The sequence below is a fragment of the Alkalibacterium subtropicum genome, assembly GCF_900112455.1.
In the GTDB taxonomy this organism is placed as follows: domain Bacteria; phylum Bacillota; class Bacilli; order Lactobacillales; family Carnobacteriaceae_A; genus Alkalibacterium; species Alkalibacterium subtropicum.
In genome coordinates this window covers 1-19,114 of sequence record NZ_FOLT01000020.1, presented here as the reverse complement: position 1 = coordinate 19,114, position 19,114 = coordinate 1, and the positions used below count along the sequence as shown (strand labels likewise).

Here is a 19,114-nt window from a genome sequence, read left to right as displayed (position 1 = left end):
GATTTGTATCTATATTTTAGCATACTTACTGGGTGCAACAAGCAAAATAATTATAACATTTTTAAGAGAGTAAAGACACGGATCAGGTCTTCCGCAAAGGGCGGCACAGCCTTCATCTTCTTTTAAAGGACCGCGTAAAGGATCGCCGGGACGTGGCATAAATCAGGGTAAAAAAAAAGTTCTGGATATCCAGAACTTTTTCGTCTTATTACGCTTCTTCCAAACCGTATTTTTTGTTGAAACGGTCGATACGTCCATCTGCCTGAGCAAATTTCTGACGTCCTGTGTAGAACGGATGAGAATCTGAAGAAATCTCAACACGGATCAACGGGTAGCTGTTTCCATCTTCCCATTCTACTGTTTCGCTTGATGTTTTTGTAGAACCTGACATGAATTTGAATCCTGTCGTTGTGTCCATAAACACTACATCACGATATTCTGGATGAATTCCTTGTTTCATTTTTTTCACTCCTTAACTGCCATGAACTCTTTGCGAATCCATAGTTATCTTCATTCAATAGTCAAGACAAACAGCCAGCAGGCGGCATTACGCGCGCTAGACGTTTCATCTTATTTCTTTTGTATGCAACACTACATATCTTAGCATGTTTTCCTTGCCCATGCAATCTTTTACTTGAAAAAAATCTCTGAAATCCTATTATTTACTGTTTCAGCACTTTTTTCACAAAGCCGTCATTCTTTTTGTAGCGCTTCAGGTTTTTGATGAACTGATCCGTATACTCAAGCGAATTGTTCCCCATGCCCCGACGCAGTTTATACACCGCTTCATATTCTTCTTTCGATAGCAGCATTTCTTCTTTTCGCGTGCTGGATTTTCTGATATCGATCGCCGGATAAATGCGACGTTCTGCCAGTTCGCGGGACAGATGGACTTCCATGTTACCTGTTCCTTTGAACTCTTCATAGATCACATCATCCATGCGGCTGCCGGTATCGACTAAGGCTGTGGCAACGATCGTCATGCTGCCGCCTTCTTCCACATTACGTGCAGAACCGAAGAAACGTTTCGGACGGTATAAAGCAGCCGGGTCGATCCCTCCGCTCAATGTACGTCCGCTTGGCTGTTCGACCAGGTTATAGGCACGCGCGAGACGGGTGATGCTGTCCATGAGAATGACGACATCCTGCTTGTCTTCCACTAAACGTCGGGCACGTTCAAGCACCAGCTCGCTGACTTTCACATGATTCTGCGGCTGCTGGTCAAAGGTCGAATGCACCACTTCCCCGTCAATACTGCGTTCCAGATCCGTTACTTCCTCAGGACGTTCGTCTATCAGCAGCACGATGAGTTCTACTTCGGGATGATTGGCTTTGATCCCGTTGGCAATTTCTTTAAGTAAAGTTGTTTTCCCCACTTTAGGTGGCGATACGATCAGTCCACGCTGTCCGAAGCCGATCGGTGCGATCAGATCGATCATGCGGGCCGACATTTCATTGGAAGATGATTCCAGATTGATGCGTCTATCCGGATACAAAGGCGTCAGTGCCGGAAAATGCGGTCGTTCTCTCGCTTCTTCCGGATCTTTTCCATTGACGAGCTGAACATTCATGAGTCCATAATAACGTTCGCCGGCTTTCGGTGGACGAGCTGTCCCTGTGATTTTGTCGCCATTACGCAGACCGAACCGGGTCATTTGAGAAGCGGAAATGTAGACATCCTCATTGCTGTGCGAATAATTGATTGGGCGCAGAAAGCCGAAATCCTGATGGCTGATTTTATCCAGTACCCCACTGACACGGAAAAAGCCCTGTTTTTCTTCTTCAGCACGGATGACAGCCATCGACAGTTCCTTTTTATTCATCTGACTATATGAAGGAACTTTCAGCTCTTTTGCCAGTTCATAAATTTCTTTTAATGTTTTTTCCTGTAATTCACTGTATGTTATAAACTTTGCCACTCTCAAGTCCCCTATTCGTTAGTCTTCCCGGTCTTCCATATGCAGATCTGCGCCGAGTGCAGTCAGTTTCTCAACAATATTGTCATAGCCTCGAAGGATATGCTCTACCCCTCCGATCACCGTTTCTCCATCGGCAAGCAATCCAGCGACGACCAGACAGGCGCCGGCACGCAGGTCCGTAGCCATGACTTCGGCCCCTTCCAGCTGATGTCCTCCTTCGATAAGGATCACATCGCTTTCCACTCGTGCATTGGCACCCATTCTGTTGAGTTCCGGAATGTGTTTGATTCGTTTAGGATAAATGGTATCCACGATCATCGATTCGCCTTTGGCCGTCATTAACAGCGGCGTAAATGGCTGCTGCAGATCTGTAGCAAAGCCAGGGTACGGCAGTGTCTTGATCGATATGCCTTTCAGCGGACCGTCCGGAGCCGTCACGCGGACGTAATCTTCTCCGATTTCGAGCGGCACACCCATCTCTTCCATTTTCGCAATAAGTCCTTCCAAGTGTTCGACAATGATGTTATTGATTTTTACGTCTTTACCTTTAGCAGCAGCCATGATCAGATAGGTCCCCGCTTCTATACGGTCAGGAATGACCGTGTGACGACAGCCATGCATTTCCTCGACCCCGTCGATTCGGATAACGTCTGTTCCGGCTCCGCGCACTTTAGCGCCCATATTATTCAGCAAAGTCGCTACGTCGATGATTTCCGGTTCACGGGCAGCATTCTCGATGATCGTACGGCCCTTGGCTTTCACAGCCGCCAGCATCACATTGATTGTTGCCCCGATGGAGACCACATCAAAGTAAATTCGTGCAGCCTGCAGTCCATCTTCATCTGTCTTGAGATACATCGCGCCCCGCTCGTTTTCAACTGTCGCGCCAAGTGCACGGAACCCTTTCAAATGCTGGTCGATCGGACGCGGGCCTAAGAAACAGCCACCTGGAAGTCCGACGACGCCTTGACCGAATTTCGTCAGCAGCGCACCCATAAAGTAATAGGATGCCCGCAGGCTTTTGATTTTACCTGTCGGCATTGGAACGGAAACCATATCAGTCGGATCAATGGTCAATGTCGTTCCTTCAAATGACGTTTTTACGTTCATTTCATTTAGAATCGAAATAAGTGAATAGACGTCTGAAATATTCGGTACACCTTCTAACGTAACGGGTGAATCAGCCAAAACCGCTGCCGGGATAAGTGCCACCGTACTGTTCTTCGCACCGGAAATCGTTACTTCTCCGGCTAGTTCTTTTCCTCCGTTAACAATTAACTTCTGAGTCATGTTTAATCCTCTCTTTTTGAAAATCCTTAGTTTAGTAGCGATCGATTCGCTTATAGAATGATAGTTTCTTCAGTCTTTCATAAACAACTGCTGCCGCAACCACCTTTAGAATATCGATAGGTAAAAAGACAGTCAAGTTAGTCGTCAGTATGGCAGACAGTTGAACAGGTGTATCAAGGACCCCGTTCAACAAGGTATACTGATAGGCAATACCTATCGTGTAAAGGATCAGCACCCCAGCCATCATGACAAGTCCATTATGCATCTTTGTTGTCGTGCGGTTTATGCCTTTCCCAACAAACCAGCCTACGGGTATCGCTCCTAGAATATATCCAAACGAGGGAGATAATAACTGGCCGATCCCGCCGGCGCCGCCTGCAAAGACTGGCAGTCCGATCAGCCCGGCCAGCATATAGAGACCAATGGCCATCATGCTCTTTGCCGGTCCAAGAATAGCAGGGATCAAAAGAAAGAAGACGACCTGCAGGGTAATAGGAACCAATCCGATGGGTATGATAACTAATGATGCGACAGCGAGGAGTGTGGTTGATAAGGCAATTTGAGTTAAGTCTTTCGTGGTTAATTTTTTAAACAAAGGGAAACCTCTATTTCTTTTTTCTATTTTCTATTTAGCACAATCTATCAACAGTATAAACAATTCATTCATTAAATACAATGCGTTGGGTGAATTGAAAGACAGTTGTTATTTACTTTTCATTTTTGGGTCACTTTTATATACTAAGGAAGGTTGTGTAGGGTGCAGCTGTCATCCACCTAAAGCTTGGAGGCGTCTTGACCGACTGATATGTATTTATCAGTATAAACGTACCTTTTACCAGCCGTTCGATTTTCAAACAAGGTCGAACAAGCCGACACGCAAGGCACGCCCCGAAACGATTTTAGCTGGCAAGTATTTCTTCTTCTAAATTAAAAGGTAGCGGTCGGCCGCTCGACCGCTTTCCTTAATATCACCTTCTTGCTTGCTTGCGAATGAACTCAAACATTCCTTACTTTTTTGTGTGGTATGAGTATTTATCTCGTTGGCTTACCAACTCATCTCTATCTTTCCCAACAGTTGGTAGGCTACCGTGCAGGCCTACCAGCTCATTCTGCATTTCCGCCCTCAGTTAGTAAGCTAGGGTGCAGGCTTACCAACTCATCCTCCATTACCACGCTCAGCTAGTAAGCTAACAAGCAGGCTTACCAGCTCATCCTATATCTCGTCTTTCAGTTTGTAGGCACTGAGACACGCTTACTAAGTCATCCTGCTCCTTTCCTTTCAGTTGGTAAGCATTGACAATGTCTTACTAACTCACTCCCACTTTCTGTTTTCAGTCAGTAAGCCCACATCTACAATTTGCTTTTCTGCTCTTTACACGTAATGTGTCCCTGTCGATAACCCGGTTTTGCTATAATATTGTCCTAATATGCGTGGAATTCTTCGTCGAGTCACCGAGCTCCCACACCAATCGTTAATTTTCTTAACGGTAACTTTCTCTTGAGGAAAAAGCAGCTTGAATTCTTTTATTTGTTCTAAAATCATATCGTCTGTCGAACAGCTATACTCGCACTTTTCACAATACGACATGCGCTGTTTCAGCTGGATATCAAACGATCCGCACGCCAAGCATGTAATACCTTTTCTCAGGCTTTGATAATCGTACTGAGGAATCAACTGATGAAAATTCGCATCGGTTCGGTGTTTAGACAGCAGCCGGTCCGCAAGATAGCGGTGATTCCTGTTCAATGCAACCCGCTGACTGTCCAGCTTTTTCAAGTGCCTCGAAATCTGAGTCGGTAAGATGAGCGGATCTTTGGGACTGGCATGATAAAGTGTGAAGGTTGGATTGACATAGAGGACTGCCCCTTCGACCGCGAGATCAGCATGCCACTGGTGGAACAACTGCCGAAGCAGCGATGTCGTCCGAGTCAGCTGGGTCAAGGGGTTCCCGATTTCTTTTCCCGACAATGTCAGCAGCTGCCGGTCTTTCATTTGATAATCCCCTCTGTAGTTTTTTATCTCGTAAAGATAAACCGTTTCGGGTGTGATGACCAGCGAATCGATCTGTGCGGACTGGTCATTGACCTTCAGCAGCAAGTCGTTCAACACAAGTACTTCAGCTTCTAAATACGTTTCGAGCAGCGAATCGAATAGCTTTTCTCCTTCGTAGCCTTTTTCCATACTCAGGATGTGCTGCTTGTGCTTGACCGGCAGCGCCATCCGCTTATCCAGAATCTTCAAAATCTTCAGCAATTCCGGTTGTGTGCGCGCTTTGACTGTTTCCATCTTGTCGCTCCTTTTCGTTGAACACATTCTGTTTATCTCCCTACTTACTATATTGTCCAAACAGGTCCATTCCTCACTTTTTTCACACAACAAAAAACACTCCCCGAAAAGACGAGTTATCGTCTCAGGAAGTGCTCTTGGGATCAGTCAGAGGGAAGTCGTCTGAACGACTTCCTGACCTCTCTATTATTTGATTATCTGATTACGCTTTGTTTGAAGAACCGAATTCTTGCATTTTAGCTTTAGTTGTAGCTGTGATGTTTTCTTTACCAGGTCCGACGATTTTACGAGGATCGTAAACTTTGTCGTCGTTGGCAATCACTTCACGCGTACGTTTAGCCCATACTTGCTGCAACTCAGTGTTGACGTTGATTTTAGTATGACCGTATTCGATAGCTTTTTCGATCTGGTGAGTTGGGATACCTGATCCACCGTGTAACACTAAAGGAGCACCTGTCAATTCAGAAATTTCTTTCATTTCGTCAAAGCCAAGTTTTGGTTCGCCTTCGTAGTCACCGTGAACAGAACCTAAAGCCGCTGCCAATGCATCGATTTTAGCTTCTTCAACCATACGTTTACATTCTTCAGGGTCAGCATACATGACGCCACCAGTAATACCGTCTTCAGTACCACCAACAGTTCCAACTTCAGCTTCAACTGAAACGCCTTTTGAATGAGCAAATTCTACAACTTTTTTCGTTGCTTGAATGTTCTCTTCGATCGGGAATTTTGAGTTGTCGATCATGACTGAAGTGAATCCAGCTTCGATCGCTGCTGTACATGTTTCTAATGAAGAACCGTGGTCCAAGTGAACGGCAACAGGCACTGTGATATCCATTGTTTCCATCAAGGCATTGACCATGGCAGTAACAACTTTGAATCCACCCATGTATTTAGCTGCTCCTTCAGAAACACCTAAAATAACTGGAGATTTTTCTTCTTGTGCTGCTTGTAAAATGGCTTGTGTCCATTCCAAGTTGTTGATGTTGAATTGACCGACAGCATATTTTCCGTCTAAAGCTTTGTTCAACATTTCTGTCATACTTACTAAACGACTCATATATATAGCCTCCTAAAATTTTTGCGCACTTTTTAAACCGAGATACGCGCTCGGCTTCACTATTCATTATAAACAAAACTTCACAATAAAACTAGTGAAAATATCTATTACACATCTTTATCATCTAAATTTTTTCTCATCAGGCTCTCATTTCCTCAGATCCAGTGCTTTTTTTACAAAGGAAACGAACAGCGGATGCGGACGGTTCGGTCTTGATTTGAATTCCGGATGAAACTGGCAGCCCACAAAATAGGAATGGTCCGCCACTTCAATGATTTCCACGAGGCGGTTATCCGGAGAAACACCTGAAAAAATGAGACCTGCTGCTTCCAAATCGTTTCTATAATGATTATTGAATTCATAGCGGTGACGGTGACGTTCATCGATCACATCCGCATTCGCGTAAGCTTCCGCTGTCACTGATCCTTTTTTCAGTTCACACGGATACGACCCTAGACGCAGCGTGCCGCCCATCTCGACCACATCTTTCTGGTCCGGCATCAGGTCGATGATGTTGTGTTCGACATCAGGGTTCACTTCAGCCGATCCGGCCCCCTCGATCCCTGCGACATTGCGGGCATATTCGATGGCTGCCAGCTGCATGCCCAAACAGATTCCGAAAAACGGCACGTTATTTTCTCTGGCATAACGGATGGCCAGCATCTTACCTTCCAGACCGCGCTCGCCAAAGCCGCCGGGAACTAAAACCCCATCCACGTCCTGAAGTTCCTGCACCACTTCTTTTGGAGATAACAGTTCAGCATTCACCCACTTGATGTCGATGTCCGAATCCACCGCATAGCCGGCGTGTTTCAGTGCTTCGACGACGGACAAATAGGCATCCGGCAGTTCGACATATTTCCCGACGATTGCAATGCGGGTCTGATTCTTCAAGTTCAGCACTTTTTCTTCCAGCGCTCTCCATTCGGTCATGTCCGCTTCATTGACATCCAGTTTCAAGTGGTCCACAACGATCTGATCCAGCCCCTGCTTCTGAAGATTTAAAGGGATCGTGTAAAGTGTTTCGACATCCAGTGATTCGATCACGGCACTGGCATCCACGTCCGTGAACAAGGCCAGTTTATCTTTTAAATGCTGGCCGACCGGATATTCCGAGCGAACGATCAGGACGTTCGGCTGGATCCCTAAACTGCGCAGTTCTTTTACACTATGCTGGGTCGGTTTGGTTTTCATTTCGCCGGCCGCTTTCAAATAAGGGATCAGCGTTGTGTGGATATACATCACATTATCAGATCCCACATCCCTTTTCATCTGACGGAGTGCTTCCAGGAACGGAAGAGATTCGATATCTCCGACCGTGCCCCCGACTTCAGTGATGACGACATCCGCTTCTGTGGTTTCCGCAGCACGCATGATCTTGTTTTTTATTTCATCCGTAATGTGCGGAATGACTTGAACCGTCGCGCCCAGATAATCCCCGCGGCGTTCTTTGTTCAACACTTCGGAATACACTTTTCCGGTCGTGACATTCGAATACTGGTTCAAGTTGATATCGATGAACCGCTCGTAGTGGCCAAGGTCCAGGTCCGTTTCCGCTCCGTCTTCCGTCACGAACACTTCACCGTGCTGATAAGGACTCATGGTCCCGGGATCGACGTTGATGTAAGGATCGAATTTCTGGATCGTCACATTCAAGCCTCTGTTCTTCAAAAGACGGCCTAATGAAGCTGCCGCAATACCCTTTCCGATAGACGAGACAACGCCACCCGTTACAAAAATATACTTTGTCATAATCATTTCCTCCTAAAAGTGTCTAGGGAGTAAAATCGGCCATAAAATACGAAAAGCTCCCTACTCAATCAAGAATAGGGAGCCTGAATTATGCTTATTATCTGCACCTGTAATAAATCGTTTTTTTGAACCATTTATTTGTAGAGTGCCCACAAAACATATTAAAGATTTTCCGCAGGGTAGTCAAGAGCAATATCGATTTTTTTTTGAGACCTGTGCAACTGTTCCATTTTTCTGCCGCGAATAAAGTGTAAAGACACCCATTAAGTGATAAAATAAACTCACAACGCACTTGACCTTTTTAAAAGGCACACCGCCAGAAGGTTAAGCGAATATATATAAAACAGAAAGGAGGTAAAAGATGGAAAAACAGCCGCATATCCATCTCACAAAAGCAGACAGTGCCGGCTATGCACTGCTCCCCGGAGACCCGGAGCGCGTGTCTCGTGTGAAAGCCTTTCTGGATGACCCCGTAGAACTGGCTTACAACCGGGAATACCGCAGCGTGAAAGGCACATATAAAGGCACCGCCGTCCTTGTCGTATCAACCGGTATCGGCGGTCCGTCAGCAGCCATCGCCTTAGAAGAACTGAAACAGATCGGCGTTCATACCCTTATCCGGATCGGCAGCAGCGGCGCCTTGCAACCGGAAATCAAAGTGGGTGATCTGATCCTCTGCGAAGGCGCCATCAGAGACGAAGGCACGTCCAAGGTCTATGTCTCTGCCAGTTATCCGGCGGTCAGCAATCATACGATTCTTTCAGAACTTAAATCACACGCCGAAACGTTAAATGTCCCGCATCATTTGGGACTGGTCCGCAGCCATGATTCCTTTTATACAGATGATGATGAAGCGATCGATGCCTACTGGTCTAAACAAGGCCTCATCGGTTCAGACATGGAGACTGCAGCACTCTTTACTTTAGCCCGTCTGCGCGGCTTGCGTGCAGCTTCCGTATTGAATGTGGTCGTTCCCTACTCGGGTGACCTGCAGGCCGGGATCAATCAGCTTCAGTCCGGCGAATCCCTAACCAAAGCGGGCGAACAGAATGAAATCAGACTGGCTCTCGAAACTATTGCATCACTAGAAACTAAATCATAAGGAGTGTTTTCATGAACAACAATAAAAAAAGCATGTGGTCACTGAAATTATCTACTGCTGCCATCGTTCTCATCCCTGCAGCTATCGGTATCAACTATATTGGTAAATTATTCGCCAGCCTGCTGCGCCTGCCGCTGTGGCTGGATTCGATCGGGACTGTGTTAGCCGCCATGCTTGCCGGCCCGGTCATTGGCGCGGCAGCCGGTATTATCAATAACATTATCTATGGTATCACCGTCAGCCCCGTATCGACCGTTTACGCCATCACAAGTGGGGCCATCGGTATTACTGTCGGGATCATGGCTTATAAAGGCTGGATCGAAAACGTTAAAAAAGCGACCATCGTCGGTCTGGTCACCGGACTGGTCGCCGCCATCGTTTCCACACCACTCAACATGATTTTCTGGGGCGGACAGACAGGGAATATCTGGGGTGACGCTTTCTATACCTTCCTGATCTCCAATGACGTCCCTCAGTGGCTGGCATCCTTTGGTGACAGTATCGTCGTGGATGTCCCGGATAAAGTCGTGACCGTTTTGATCAGTTACTTTATTTTTAAAGGCCTGCCAAAATCACTCACGAACATTTACCGTCAAGATTCCGAAATCGAAGAGCTGTAAAAGGATGATCCTATGAATACCATGACATTATATGTTGAAAAAGACAGTCCCGTTCATCATCTCGATCCGCTGGTGAAGCTATTGTATGTGGTCGCGGCCATTGCGTTGACTTACATCTTGCCGGAACCCTTGTTTATCGCAGGGGTCCTCTTTGTCACACTGCTTCTACTATTAGTTGGCAAAGTGTTCCGCAACAGCCTGCCTATTCTGACATTGAGTTTATTCCTGATTTTCTCGCTGGTCATCGTGCAGGGCTTTTTTCATCCTGATAATGTGACCGAACTGTTTTCCCTCGGCCCGCTGGTCTTTTACGAAGAAGGGCTGTATGTGGCGCTCATTTTGGTCCTGCGCGTCCTGGTCATGATCGGCTCGTTCAGCGTCCTCATCCTGACCACGTCACCTGATGAAATGGTGGAACGGCTGATCAAGAAAGGCATGTCTCCCCGGATCGGACACGTGATCCTGTCTGTTCTCCAGCTGATCCCGCAAATGCGCGCCACAACCAGTAAGATCACCGACGCGCAGCGTTCACGCGGGATGGAAACGGAAGGCAGCATGCTTACCCGGATCAAAGCCTTCTTTCCTTTGATGGGGCCTGTGGTACTGAACTCACTGAATGAAACCAAAGAACGGTCCATCGCTCTTGAGATGCGCGGTTTTGGCTCATCGATGAAAAAAACATTTTTAAATGAAGAAAAGCAGTATCCTTACAATAAACTGCTGGGCGGTATCATCATCGCTATCGTTATTTTAGGGATCGTCTGGAGGGTCATGGCATGAGTATCATTGAAGTAGAACAGTTAAAATACCGATATCCCGACTTGACTGACCTCGTCCTAGACGATCTGTCCTTTTCAGTTGAAAAAGGCGAATGCCTGGGTATCGTCGGCGAAAACACTGCGGGGAAATCGACGCTCTGCTACGCTTTGGCCGGACTTATCCCGCATTTTTACAAAGGGGCTTACGGCGGCAAAGTCACCGTCAACGGCCTCGTTGTCCGCGAACACGAAATCGCCGACATCGTCGAGAACATCGGACTGGTGTTTGAAAACCCGTTCTCTCAAATGACCGGTGCGAAAAAAACGGTTTACGAGGAAGTGGCCTTCGGTCTTGAGAATTTAGGTTTAGACAGAAAAGAGATGCACAGACGGATCGAACAGTACTTGAAACTGCTGGATGTCTTTGCTGTGAAAGACAAGAACCCCTTTGACTTGTCCGGCGGCCAGATGCAGCGCGTGGCCATCGCCAGTGTTCTAGCCATGGAACCGGACGTGCTGATCCTCGACGAACCGACGTCCCAGCTCGATCCTCAAGGGTCCAGTGAAGTCTTTGAAGTCATCGAACAGCTGACTGAAAAAGGGATGACCATTATTTTAGTCGAGCACAAAATGGAACAGATCGCCCAGTACGCCGACCGTGTCCTGCTTTTACATCAAGGCAGACAAGTCGCACTGGACACGCCGGAAAAAATCTTTTCCCGTGTGGATCTGAAAGACTTCGGAGTCACGCCGCCTGTAGTGACGAATATAGCAAAAGCTTTGAACGTCCGCTATCCCGACTCGGAACTGTATCCTGTGACCATCGAAGAATTCAAACGACTGGAGGAAGCGAAATGAACACATTCGAACTGAAAGATGTCGCCTTTTCCTATTCTTTGGATATCCAGATTTTTGATGGCCTTGATTTAACGTTTGATTCACGGACCACAGCGATCGTCGGCCAGAACGGTGCCGGAAAAACAACATTGGTCAAGCTGATGAAAGGCTTGTTGAAACCGTCCAAAGGTACGCTTTTGATCGACGGGGATTCGATCGATAAACAGACCGCTGCACAGCTGTCCAGACGAGTCGGTCTGGTGTTCCAGAACCCGAACGATCAGATCTTTAAAACCAACGTCCTGGAAGAAGTGATGTTCGGCCCGCTAAATATCGGCATGTCTCGAAACGAAGCCGAAAAAGCCGCGCGGGAAGCCTTGCGGAAAGTCGACCTGGAATCAAAAGCGGAAGATAATCCTTATGACTTGAGTCTGTCAGAACGAAAACTGATCGCCCTGTCTTCCATCTTGGCTATGGATACCGAGATGATTATTTTCGATGAACCGACGATGGGCCAGGACTTTGCCGGTAAGGAAAAAATCAAGGCAATCATCGAAGAACTGCATACCGAAGGAAAGCTCGTTTTGTGTATTTTGCACGACATGGATTTTGCGGCAGAAGTCTTTGAACGGACGGTCGTCATGAATCAGGGTGAGATCATCCTGGATGGCCCGACCCGAGACGTTTTCTCAAAGAAAGAGGTCCTTGAAAAAGCCTATCTGGAACAGCCCTATGTCACGCAGATTGCCCACGCTTTGGGTTATGACGAAAGCTTCATACATGAATCAGAGCTGATCAATTTTTTGAACAAGAACGACTGACTCATTACTTATGAACATCATTTAACTTGTGACATTTTCACGGATAACCCGCTTATAAAAACCAGTAAGGACGGTTGAAATTTAGAAGGAGGACCACGATATGGCAGACAAGACAAAACGGTTCGAAGGCGGCGAATATATCAAGAGCATGGTTTACGGCGGACTGGATGGCATCATTACCACCTTCGCCGTCGTTTCCGGTGTGGCTGGCGCCACGCTGGCGATCCGCATCGTCATCATCTTAGGCTTCTCAAATCTTCTGGCGGATGGCTTTTCGATGGCTGTCGGCGATTACCTTTCCAGCAAATCGGAAAAAGAATACCGCACCGGTGTCGAATACCAGACCGAACGGGAAGTCGTGGAAAATTATTCAGATGCCGTAGACCGCATGTCCCAGGCCTACCAGAACAAGGGGCTCTCTGAAGAAGATGCCGAAACCATTTCCAATACATTAGCCAAATACGACACCCCTTTTGTCGACCAGATCGTCAATCAGAAATACGGCAGCGACAGCGGTGTCGAAAATCCGATCAAGAATGCCACGGTCACGTTCTTTTCCTTCTTTATTTTCGGCCTCATTCCTCTTCTGGCGTATGTCTTTTCTTCGTTCAGCTCATTCATGATGGAAAATGCCTTCCTGCTGGCTTCCATCCTGACCGGCATTACCCTGTTCATACTGGGTGCTCTGAAATCCCGCGTCACCCAGTCCAACTGGTTCAGATCCGGAATGGAAATGCTCTTGGTCGGTGGACTCGCAGCAATCGTTGCGTATCTCGTCGGCTATTTACTGGGAAGATAATAGTATGCATTGAAACCCACACTTATCAGTTGAATCTGATAAGTGTGGGTTTTGCATTTGAATCCTTTTACTATTTGTAATTTTAATTATTTATTTACATCTTATCGATACATTTTTTCTAATTATATGAACTGTCAAAATAGAATTCAATGCCAATTCTGTAGTCATAGTTGAAAGATCTCTCTAACTCTCATATTATACTATTTGGATGAAGTTTAGTTAATTTTTGTAAAAAAAATTTCATAATACTCCGTGCTTAAAGTAATACATATTAAAATCACTTTATATAAAATAGATTCTGTAGACTGACTAAAAACAGTAATCATGAGTAATATACTAGTACCGGATATAATGAGTCTGCTTTTCAAGTAAGGATTTCCATTATGCAAGTCTCTTATCTTCTGTGATGTATATAAAAATAGTATTACTAACAATAATATAGCTAGCCCAACAACTGTTTTAGAGAAAGAAATTTCAGCAAAAAGATAAATACCACTCGCCAATAGATTTAAACTAAATAATACTACTAAACTCATATTATTCCTCTTTTCCAGATCATCTGATAGTAGCTTTTCGCACACTGTTTCGACTCTCAATCGGGTATTCAGAAGTTAAAGTGATACGAACACCTGCTCCATATCTATCAGTTGCGCTCCACTGTCTCATGATTCCTGCTGCATTATAAAACTTAGTGGCTAAAACTGTAGTAGAAATGCCAGTAAAAAATGCCCCAAAGAATGCGAGTGGGATGGAAGCTAATATTCCCCCTGTTGTTATTATATTCGCATTGTTTTGAAAAGTGCGAGCTAACTCTCGTATAGAAGGCCCGCTTATTGCATATGAGTTCACACCGCCCTGAACAAAGCTATGTGTAATACCAGAACTGGCTCTAAATAGAGAAACTTGACCTCCGTCTGAGTATGTAATCTCTGCTCCTTCATATTTTGTTACTAGATCAAAAAGCTGTTCTTTAGAAATATCATTATCTGATGAGGTTATTGTCTCAAGTTCTTTTTCAAATTCAATAAACAAATCATTCTTTGTGACCATGTTTAGGCTTTGATCATCTATATTTTCTGAGTATTGTTGTTGCGTTTTATTGTTTTCTGCAGCATACACCTGTTGTGTGCTTACTATGGTTGGCAATAATACAGGGCTCAGCATTAAAGCTGTAGCACCTATAATCATTCTTTTTTTATTGAACATACTTATTCCTCCTAAATAACTATTAATAAAAGGTATTCCTTCGCAGGCACTGTAACTAGAAGAGGTACTATGAGTGAACCCGAAGGTAATCAAAATTATCATATTCACATTAAAAGTTTTTTTGATATTTATGTAATGAGCATTTTTTTAACGTGTTACACGACAAAATCTAAATCGAGGTTTTTTGTATCGCGACTTTCGCTGTCCCCATCTCCAAAAAAGGAGCTTCATTCGCAGGTACAAGGATGATCGTTCCGTCTTGTGTATAAACAACGATATATTCCTGATCAGGCTCAAGCATTATCCCATTATTTGAGGGCAGCTCTACCATGACCGAGTCCCCCTGTAAACGCGTTATCGTTTTAAGCATATCTTCACCTCTCTTTATATCTGAATCGATCGACTCTATGCATTGCAAGTAAACATCTTAACCATGATTCTCTAGTTCATTGAATATTCCCGGATTTTTAACTATCCTTATCCTGTTACTTAGAAAGATGATCGTTTACCCATGAATTTCCCATCAGAACAAGAATCAACGATCATGCTATCTCTTTTATTACTTAATCTAAAGAAGTACGGAGACTACCAGGAATTTTCAAACAAATTACTCTATATCATAAACCATTTCTTGCACTACTTTATTCTCTTATCTACTTTTATTGTATACCCCTCAACCTGAAAAGTGTGAAAATGGTAGTGTAATCCGACCACTTATTTTTTGGAGATTTTATTTTGAGAAGTGGTGATTGGAGGAGCAAAACTACTAAGTACAACGAAAGTGTTGCATTTGGTTTGACAACAGAGGTAATATTTTTATGCAACGCTAGTGATAAAAAATATAATTTTTGGTATTGAAATTTTACCTATAGAAATTCTTCCATACTTATATTTTTTTCCGTTATATTAAAGCTGAGTGGAAAGTGATTTGGTTTATTTATTATTAAAAATTTTATTATCACTATTTCTTTCAGATAGTAATAAATAAGCACTTGTGATTTCTAATATGATAATGATAAAAATAAGAATAGATGACAAAAATGGAGAAAACATAAACGATATAGTTAGCAAGGGTATTAAAAGTAATGCAATTTTCACAAAAATAGCAACTTTTTGGTAAGAAAATATTCCATTAGCCGCTTTGTTCAAAATACTTGAAAATAAAATTAGAGGATAAAAAAAATTGATAAATAAACCAAGTAGAAAGAATATAGATAGTAAAAAAGATGAGAAATCTGTCAATGCAATCGAAGTTATTTCTAAACCTGTTAGTTTAAGTGCCAGCAAGATGATATTTAAAATAATATAGAATTTCATATAAATATCATCTTTAATCGCTCTATTATTTTTTATATTAAATAATATTATTGAAATACCCAATAAGTTGGAGATTAAATAAAAATATCCCATATCATTAATAGTTAGATTAATTTTTAAAAATAATAGTAAAAACCCTAAAATCGTTGTTTTTCTCATCCTTTTACCTTCTTTCAAGCTATACGCCATAAAATAACCTTTTATATTTACTTAAATCGATTGTCACAACTTCAATTACTTATTTGAAATAAATGAACTGATTTCAGGAACTACTCCAGTTTTTGAAAACATGATATTATAATCTAAATCGACAAAATCATAATCTTCGGTTAAAGGCATAATTTCAAATGATAAACTTATTTTATCGCCAACAGAGTAATTGTCAGTTAGGTTACCGGAAAAGTGTAGTTCATGACTTGAGATGTCATGTTCATAATTTGCCTTGAAATGGAAAATCGTTTTATCATTTTCTTTATCATATTCTAAATTAGTTATTGTATCAATAATCTTTGCATGTTCTCCAACATTCAAAGATTTAGATTGATTTGATAACTCTTCTATTTTTTCATTGTAAAAGTCCATGTATAAATCTTCCATAGTATAACTTGTTAGCTGTCCATTTAGTGTTACTTCTGAATTTACTTGATTTTTTATATATACATTGTTATCTTCTTCGACATAATCAGAATCATTTGATGATATTATTCTAGATGGCAGAATAGGTCCACGATCTCTATAAGGAATATAATCCATTCTAGGATACCAGTGTGTTTTTTCTGTACTACCATAATGAACTTTTATATTCCGCGGTGTTCCTTCAGAACCTGGAACGGTATATGAAACTTGTTCCCCACTTGAAACAGTATCGGTGGATACTAAGCTTCCGTTCCACAATATATTAATATAACCTTTAACTCCTGGAACTAATTGATTCCTTTGTAAATAAGGTTTTATAACATCTCTACCGTATAAATTCAAATTTTTCTCTATCGCGGAGCCTATACCTCCTGTATTAAATTGAACTGATTTATGATAAACAAGTGCATGATTACTGTATTCATAGACAGTACCTGGATTATCGGAAATAGGAATCCTTTTAGCAACATTGACAATCACACTTTTTAATGCTGATTTTACCCAGTTTGGAATAGTGACCATTGGTTGAATAACATCATAATTTTGATCGATATCTTTTTTTGTATCGATAGTTATTGACTCAGCATTAACAGAAGTTGTAACTATACTGCTAAGTATAATACTGCTTAATAGAGCAATTTTAATTTTTTTCATAATATTTCCCCCTATATTTGTTTTTCAGTGATAATATACTATTAAAGTATTTCTTCATCTCTTGGACCTCCTAGAAACCAAATATCTGTAGGACTAACTCCACAAAGTATTGATGTCACAATCGAATATGTTTATATTACCCCCATGATAAACGTGTCATATATCCAGGACCTAGCAGAGTGACAGATGTTACTCTGCCATTTGAAACTACAGCCCTAAAATCTTGTTTGACTGTTGATGAACTAATTGCAGGTAATCCCACCCATACTTCTGCAGTATAGTGACCTCCACCTTCATTTACTAAAAGGGGAGTTATTTCTTGTTCTAAATTTAAACTATTTAAAGAAGTTAATGATTATTCAGTAGATAATAATTTTTTTTCATTAACTCAATCCTGAATAATCCATACTTTCCCTTTTACAGTCTAGAAACCGACTAACAGCAAGATAAACCAAAAAAAATAATTTCACCTGCCAAGTGATGAAAAAAGAACCTTCACTTATTTCTTCTTCCGTACTTACATTTAGAAGTTCATGGCAATTTCTACAATTCTAATATAAACTTGTTCCTTCAACTGAATAATTGAGCACTTTAGCAATATAGTAAACTATTGACCAACTGCTTTAATGTTTTATAGATAAAACTGCTACGGATCAATTAAATCTGTCAAAAAATCACCACCTAAAGGAATGATTAGTGATAAAATCGAAACGAACATCTGTCTCACATCCTTCTCTTACTGAATTTATTTTTTATCTATACTTAATGTATACCAATAAATACTAGAAGTGTTAAAATGGTAGTGTAATCCGACCATTTAATTTTTGGAGGTTTTATTTTGAGGAGTGGTGAAGGTTTTAAAAAGCTGCGTGAGGAACGGGGAATAAGTCAGAGGAAACTGACAGAAGGTATCTGTGCCAGAAGTACACTGTCCACCTTTGAGAATGAAGGAAGTCATCTTTCTGTCGACTTATGCTCAAAGCTCTTAGACCGATTGAATATTCGCATAGACACTTATTTCAGTACTCTCTCAGAGGATTTCGATCAAAAAAGAGTAGAGTTTTCAGAACTGAAAAAAAGCATCGTTACAGAAGATACGGACTCAATAGAGAAACATAAACAAAACTATTTAGCTCGGTATGCATCGACCCGTGACTTTTACTGGTTTCATCTTTATTTTCTCTCTGAGGAATTTCTTTGTCAGTCTGAAACCAGATTCACATACGAACGATTCAAAGAAACGCATAAAAAGGAAATCAGTTTACTAAAAAAGTACTTAAATAAAATTGAAAATTGGAGTCATTTTGAGTTTGCAGTTTTGGGCAATTCGATTTGGTACTTTGATCTTGAATTTATCCAGTTAGTCAAAGAACGATTGGGAAAAAACTACATGACTTCTGTTAAATATAAAAAAGAATTATACGGGAGTTTTTTATTGAATATGGGTTTCTATTGTCTGGAGTATGGTCATTTCGAACTAATTGAACAACTAAAAAAAGAACTCTTTGAGCTGTCTAACTATACAAATATTCACTGGAAAGTATCATCTTCCTATCAGCTTTCTCTTGCGGAAGAATTATCGGACCCTCCTTCGTCTTCAAAAGCAGAGACACTTTCACATATAAAAATTTACGAGCAGATGGGGGAAGAGGATCATTACCAGAATATGATCAACTATAGACAGCGCTTGGTAGAAAAGCACAAAAAACATTATGATTGCTTCACAATCTAAACCACGACAGAAAAAATGTTTTGTTCTATAATCGAATCAGGAAACACTAATCCGATCTCTTAATGGGTTTTGCCGAACCTGTACAAAAAACTGGATGACCGTCTTATCTTTTGCGATAAGCCGAATACATCATTGAATGTGGAAATAAAATTACAACATTTTATAAGATGGTCTGTTTCCTAATTTATGGATGGAGGTTATGGTCATGGAAGTAATGATTGAAACATGTTGTGGTATCGATGTGCATCAGAAAACCATCGTCTGTTGTATTTTGGATGGTCCTTTAGATACAAACCGACCCAAAAAAATCCAGAAAACATTTGG

19 protein-coding genes are annotated in these 19,114 nt (G+C 42.3%); 7 read left to right on the top strand and 12 right to left on the bottom strand.

Annotated elements, in window-relative coordinates; translation table 11 throughout:
* Positions 1–208 precede the first annotated feature (208 nt).
* The 7 genes from BM049_RS11050 to BM049_RS11020 all read right to left on the bottom strand — a co-directional run bounded on the left by BM049_RS11050 (position 209) and on the right by BM049_RS11020 (position 8,308).
* A complete protein-coding gene (locus BM049_RS11050; RefSeq protein WP_091489526.1) occupies positions 209–460 on the bottom strand; it encodes a type B 50S ribosomal protein L31 in 252 nt (83 codons plus the stop codon).
* A gap of 202 nt (positions 461–662) precedes the next feature.
* A complete protein-coding gene (gene rho, locus BM049_RS11045) occupies positions 663–1,919 on the bottom strand; it encodes a transcription termination factor Rho (protein ID WP_091531704.1) in 1,257 nt (418 codons plus the stop codon).
* 18 nt (positions 1,920–1,937) lie between these two features.
* A complete protein-coding gene (locus BM049_RS11040) occupies positions 1,938–3,209 on the bottom strand; it encodes a UDP-N-acetylglucosamine 1-carboxyvinyltransferase (RefSeq protein WP_091531702.1) in 1,272 nt (423 codons plus the stop codon).
* A 31-nt stretch (positions 3,210–3,240) separates the two neighbouring features.
* The gene (locus BM049_RS11035; RefSeq protein ID WP_177188705.1) at positions 3,241–3,804 is read right to left on the bottom strand and encodes a biotin transporter BioY; all 564 of its coding nucleotides are present in this window, start codon (positions 3,802–3,804) and stop codon (positions 3,241–3,243) included.
* 777 nt (positions 3,805–4,581) lie between these two features.
* Entirely contained in the window at positions 4,582–5,496 is a 915-nt protein-coding gene (locus BM049_RS11030; RefSeq protein ID WP_177188704.1) for a nuclease-related domain-containing protein, read from the bottom strand.
* A gap of 202 nt (positions 5,497–5,698) precedes the next feature.
* On the bottom strand, positions 5,699–6,556 hold the full coding sequence (gene fba / locus BM049_RS11025; RefSeq protein ID WP_091531695.1) for a class II fructose-1,6-bisphosphate aldolase: 858 nt from the start codon (positions 6,554–6,556) through the stop codon (positions 5,699–5,701).
* A 147-nt stretch (positions 6,557–6,703) separates the two neighbouring features.
* Complete coding sequence (locus BM049_RS11020; protein WP_091531693.1) at positions 6,704–8,308, bottom strand: CTP synthase; 1,605 nt, start codon at positions 8,306–8,308, stop codon at positions 6,704–6,706.
* A 361-nt stretch (positions 8,309–8,669) separates the two neighbouring features.
* Between BM049_RS11020 and BM049_RS11015 the strand changes: the two genes are divergently transcribed.
* The 6 genes from BM049_RS11015 (at position 8,670) to BM049_RS10990 (ending at position 13,245) form a co-directional block, all read left to right on the top strand.
* The gene (locus tag BM049_RS11015; RefSeq protein ID WP_091531691.1) at positions 8,670–9,410 is read left to right on the top strand and encodes a nucleoside phosphorylase; all 741 of its coding nucleotides are present in this window, start codon (positions 8,670–8,672) and stop codon (positions 9,408–9,410) included.
* Between the two features lie 11 nt (positions 9,411–9,421).
* Positions 9,422–10,030 (top strand): ECF transporter S component, encoded by a 609-nt coding sequence (locus BM049_RS11010; RefSeq protein ID WP_091531688.1) that lies wholly within the window; start codon positions 9,422–9,424, stop codon positions 10,028–10,030.
* 12 nt (positions 10,031–10,042) lie between these two features.
* Positions 10,043–10,810, top strand: a complete 768-nt coding sequence (locus tag BM049_RS11005; RefSeq protein ID WP_091531685.1) for an energy-coupling factor transporter transmembrane component T family protein — start codon at positions 10,043–10,045, stop codon at positions 10,808–10,810.
* Positions 10,807–11,646, top strand: coding sequence for an energy-coupling factor ABC transporter ATP-binding protein (locus tag BM049_RS11000; RefSeq protein ID WP_091531682.1), 840 nt, complete (start codon positions 10,807–10,809; stop codon positions 11,644–11,646). Before BM049_RS11005 ends, BM049_RS11000 begins: the two co-directional genes overlap by 4 nt.
* Positions 11,643–12,446 (top strand): energy-coupling factor ABC transporter ATP-binding protein, encoded by an 804-nt coding sequence (locus BM049_RS10995; RefSeq protein ID WP_091531680.1) that lies wholly within the window; start codon positions 11,643–11,645, stop codon positions 12,444–12,446. Before BM049_RS11000 ends, BM049_RS10995 begins: the two co-directional genes overlap by 4 nt.
* Before the next feature lie 100 nt (positions 12,447–12,546).
* Complete coding sequence (locus tag BM049_RS10990; protein WP_091531678.1) at positions 12,547–13,245, top strand: VIT1/CCC1 transporter family protein; 699 nt, start codon at positions 12,547–12,549, stop codon at positions 13,243–13,245.
* 215 nt (positions 13,246–13,460) lie between these two features.
* Here the strand turns inward: BM049_RS10990 and BM049_RS10985 are convergent, their stop codons facing one another.
* The 5 genes from BM049_RS10985 to BM049_RS10970 all read right to left on the bottom strand — a co-directional run bounded on the left by BM049_RS10985 (position 13,461) and on the right by BM049_RS10970 (position 17,058).
* A complete protein-coding gene (locus tag BM049_RS10985; protein ID WP_091531675.1) occupies positions 13,461–13,781 on the bottom strand; it encodes a hypothetical protein in 321 nt (106 codons plus the stop codon).
* A gap of 19 nt (positions 13,782–13,800) precedes the next feature.
* A complete protein-coding gene (locus BM049_RS10980; RefSeq protein WP_091531673.1) occupies positions 13,801–14,451 on the bottom strand; it encodes a hypothetical protein in 651 nt (216 codons plus the stop codon).
* Between the two features lie 169 nt (positions 14,452–14,620).
* A complete protein-coding gene (gene mazE, locus BM049_RS11760; protein WP_143079490.1) occupies positions 14,621–14,821 on the bottom strand; it encodes a type II toxin-antitoxin system PemI/MazE family antitoxin in 201 nt (66 codons plus the stop codon).
* A 563-nt stretch (positions 14,822–15,384) separates the two neighbouring features.
* Positions 15,385–15,927, bottom strand: coding sequence for a hypothetical protein (locus BM049_RS10975; protein WP_143079489.1), 543 nt, complete (start codon positions 15,925–15,927; stop codon positions 15,385–15,387).
* Between the two features lie 75 nt (positions 15,928–16,002).
* Positions 16,003–17,058 (bottom strand): hypothetical protein, encoded by a 1,056-nt coding sequence (locus tag BM049_RS10970; protein WP_091531669.1) that lies wholly within the window; start codon positions 17,056–17,058, stop codon positions 16,003–16,005.
* 838 nt (positions 17,059–17,896) lie between these two features.
* Between BM049_RS10970 and BM049_RS12155 the strand changes: the two genes are divergently transcribed.
* Positions 17,897–18,790, top strand: coding sequence for an Rgg/GadR/MutR family transcriptional regulator (locus BM049_RS12155; RefSeq protein WP_177188703.1), 894 nt, complete (start codon positions 17,897–17,899; stop codon positions 18,788–18,790).
* Positions 18,791–19,114 lie beyond the last annotated feature (324 nt).

Excerpts from the sequence above, each read along its gene's own strand:
- BM049_RS10970 (WP_091531669.1), bottom strand. The coding sequence starts at position 17,058 with ATGAAAAAAATTAAAATTGCTCTATTAAGCAGTATTATACTTAGCAGT.
- mazE (WP_143079490.1), bottom strand. The coding sequence starts at position 14,821 with ATGCTTAAAACGATAACGCGTTTACAGGGGGACTCGGTCATGGTAGAG.
- BM049_RS11010 (WP_091531688.1), top strand. The coding sequence starts at position 9,422 with ATGAACAACAATAAAAAAAGCATGTGGTCACTGAAATTATCTACTGCT.
- BM049_RS11030 (WP_177188704.1), bottom strand. The coding sequence starts at position 5,496 with ATGGAAACAGTCAAAGCGCGCACACAACCGGAATTGCTGAAGATTTTG.
- BM049_RS11000 (WP_091531682.1), top strand. The coding sequence starts at position 10,807 with ATGAGTATCATTGAAGTAGAACAGTTAAAATACCGATATCCCGACTTG.
- BM049_RS11005 (WP_091531685.1), top strand. The coding sequence starts at position 10,043 with ATGAATACCATGACATTATATGTTGAAAAAGACAGTCCCGTTCATCAT.
- BM049_RS11040 (WP_091531702.1), bottom strand. The coding sequence starts at position 3,209 with ATGACTCAGAAGTTAATTGTTAACGGAGGAAAAGAACTAGCCGGAGAA.
- BM049_RS11020 (WP_091531693.1), bottom strand. The coding sequence starts at position 8,308 with ATGACAAAGTATATTTTTGTAACGGGTGGCGTTGTCTCGTCTATCGGA.
- BM049_RS11050 (WP_091489526.1), bottom strand. The coding sequence starts at position 460 with ATGAAACAAGGAATTCATCCAGAATATCGTGATGTAGTGTTTATGGAC.
- fba (WP_091531695.1), bottom strand. The coding sequence starts at position 6,556 with ATGAGTCGTTTAGTAAGTATGACAGAAATGTTGAACAAAGCTTTAGAC.
- BM049_RS10985 (WP_091531675.1), bottom strand. The coding sequence starts at position 13,781 with ATGAGTTTAGTAGTATTATTTAGTTTAAATCTATTGGCGAGTGGTATT.
- BM049_RS10995 (WP_091531680.1), top strand. The coding sequence starts at position 11,643 with ATGAACACATTCGAACTGAAAGATGTCGCCTTTTCCTATTCTTTGGAT.
- BM049_RS10990 (WP_091531678.1), top strand. The coding sequence starts at position 12,547 with ATGGCAGACAAGACAAAACGGTTCGAAGGCGGCGAATATATCAAGAGC.
- BM049_RS11015 (WP_091531691.1), top strand. The coding sequence starts at position 8,670 with ATGGAAAAACAGCCGCATATCCATCTCACAAAAGCAGACAGTGCCGGC.
- BM049_RS10975 (WP_143079489.1), bottom strand. The coding sequence starts at position 15,927 with ATGAGAAAAACAACGATTTTAGGGTTTTTACTATTATTTTTAAAAATT.
- BM049_RS10980 (WP_091531673.1), bottom strand. The coding sequence starts at position 14,451 with ATGTTCAATAAAAAAAGAATGATTATAGGTGCTACAGCTTTAATGCTG.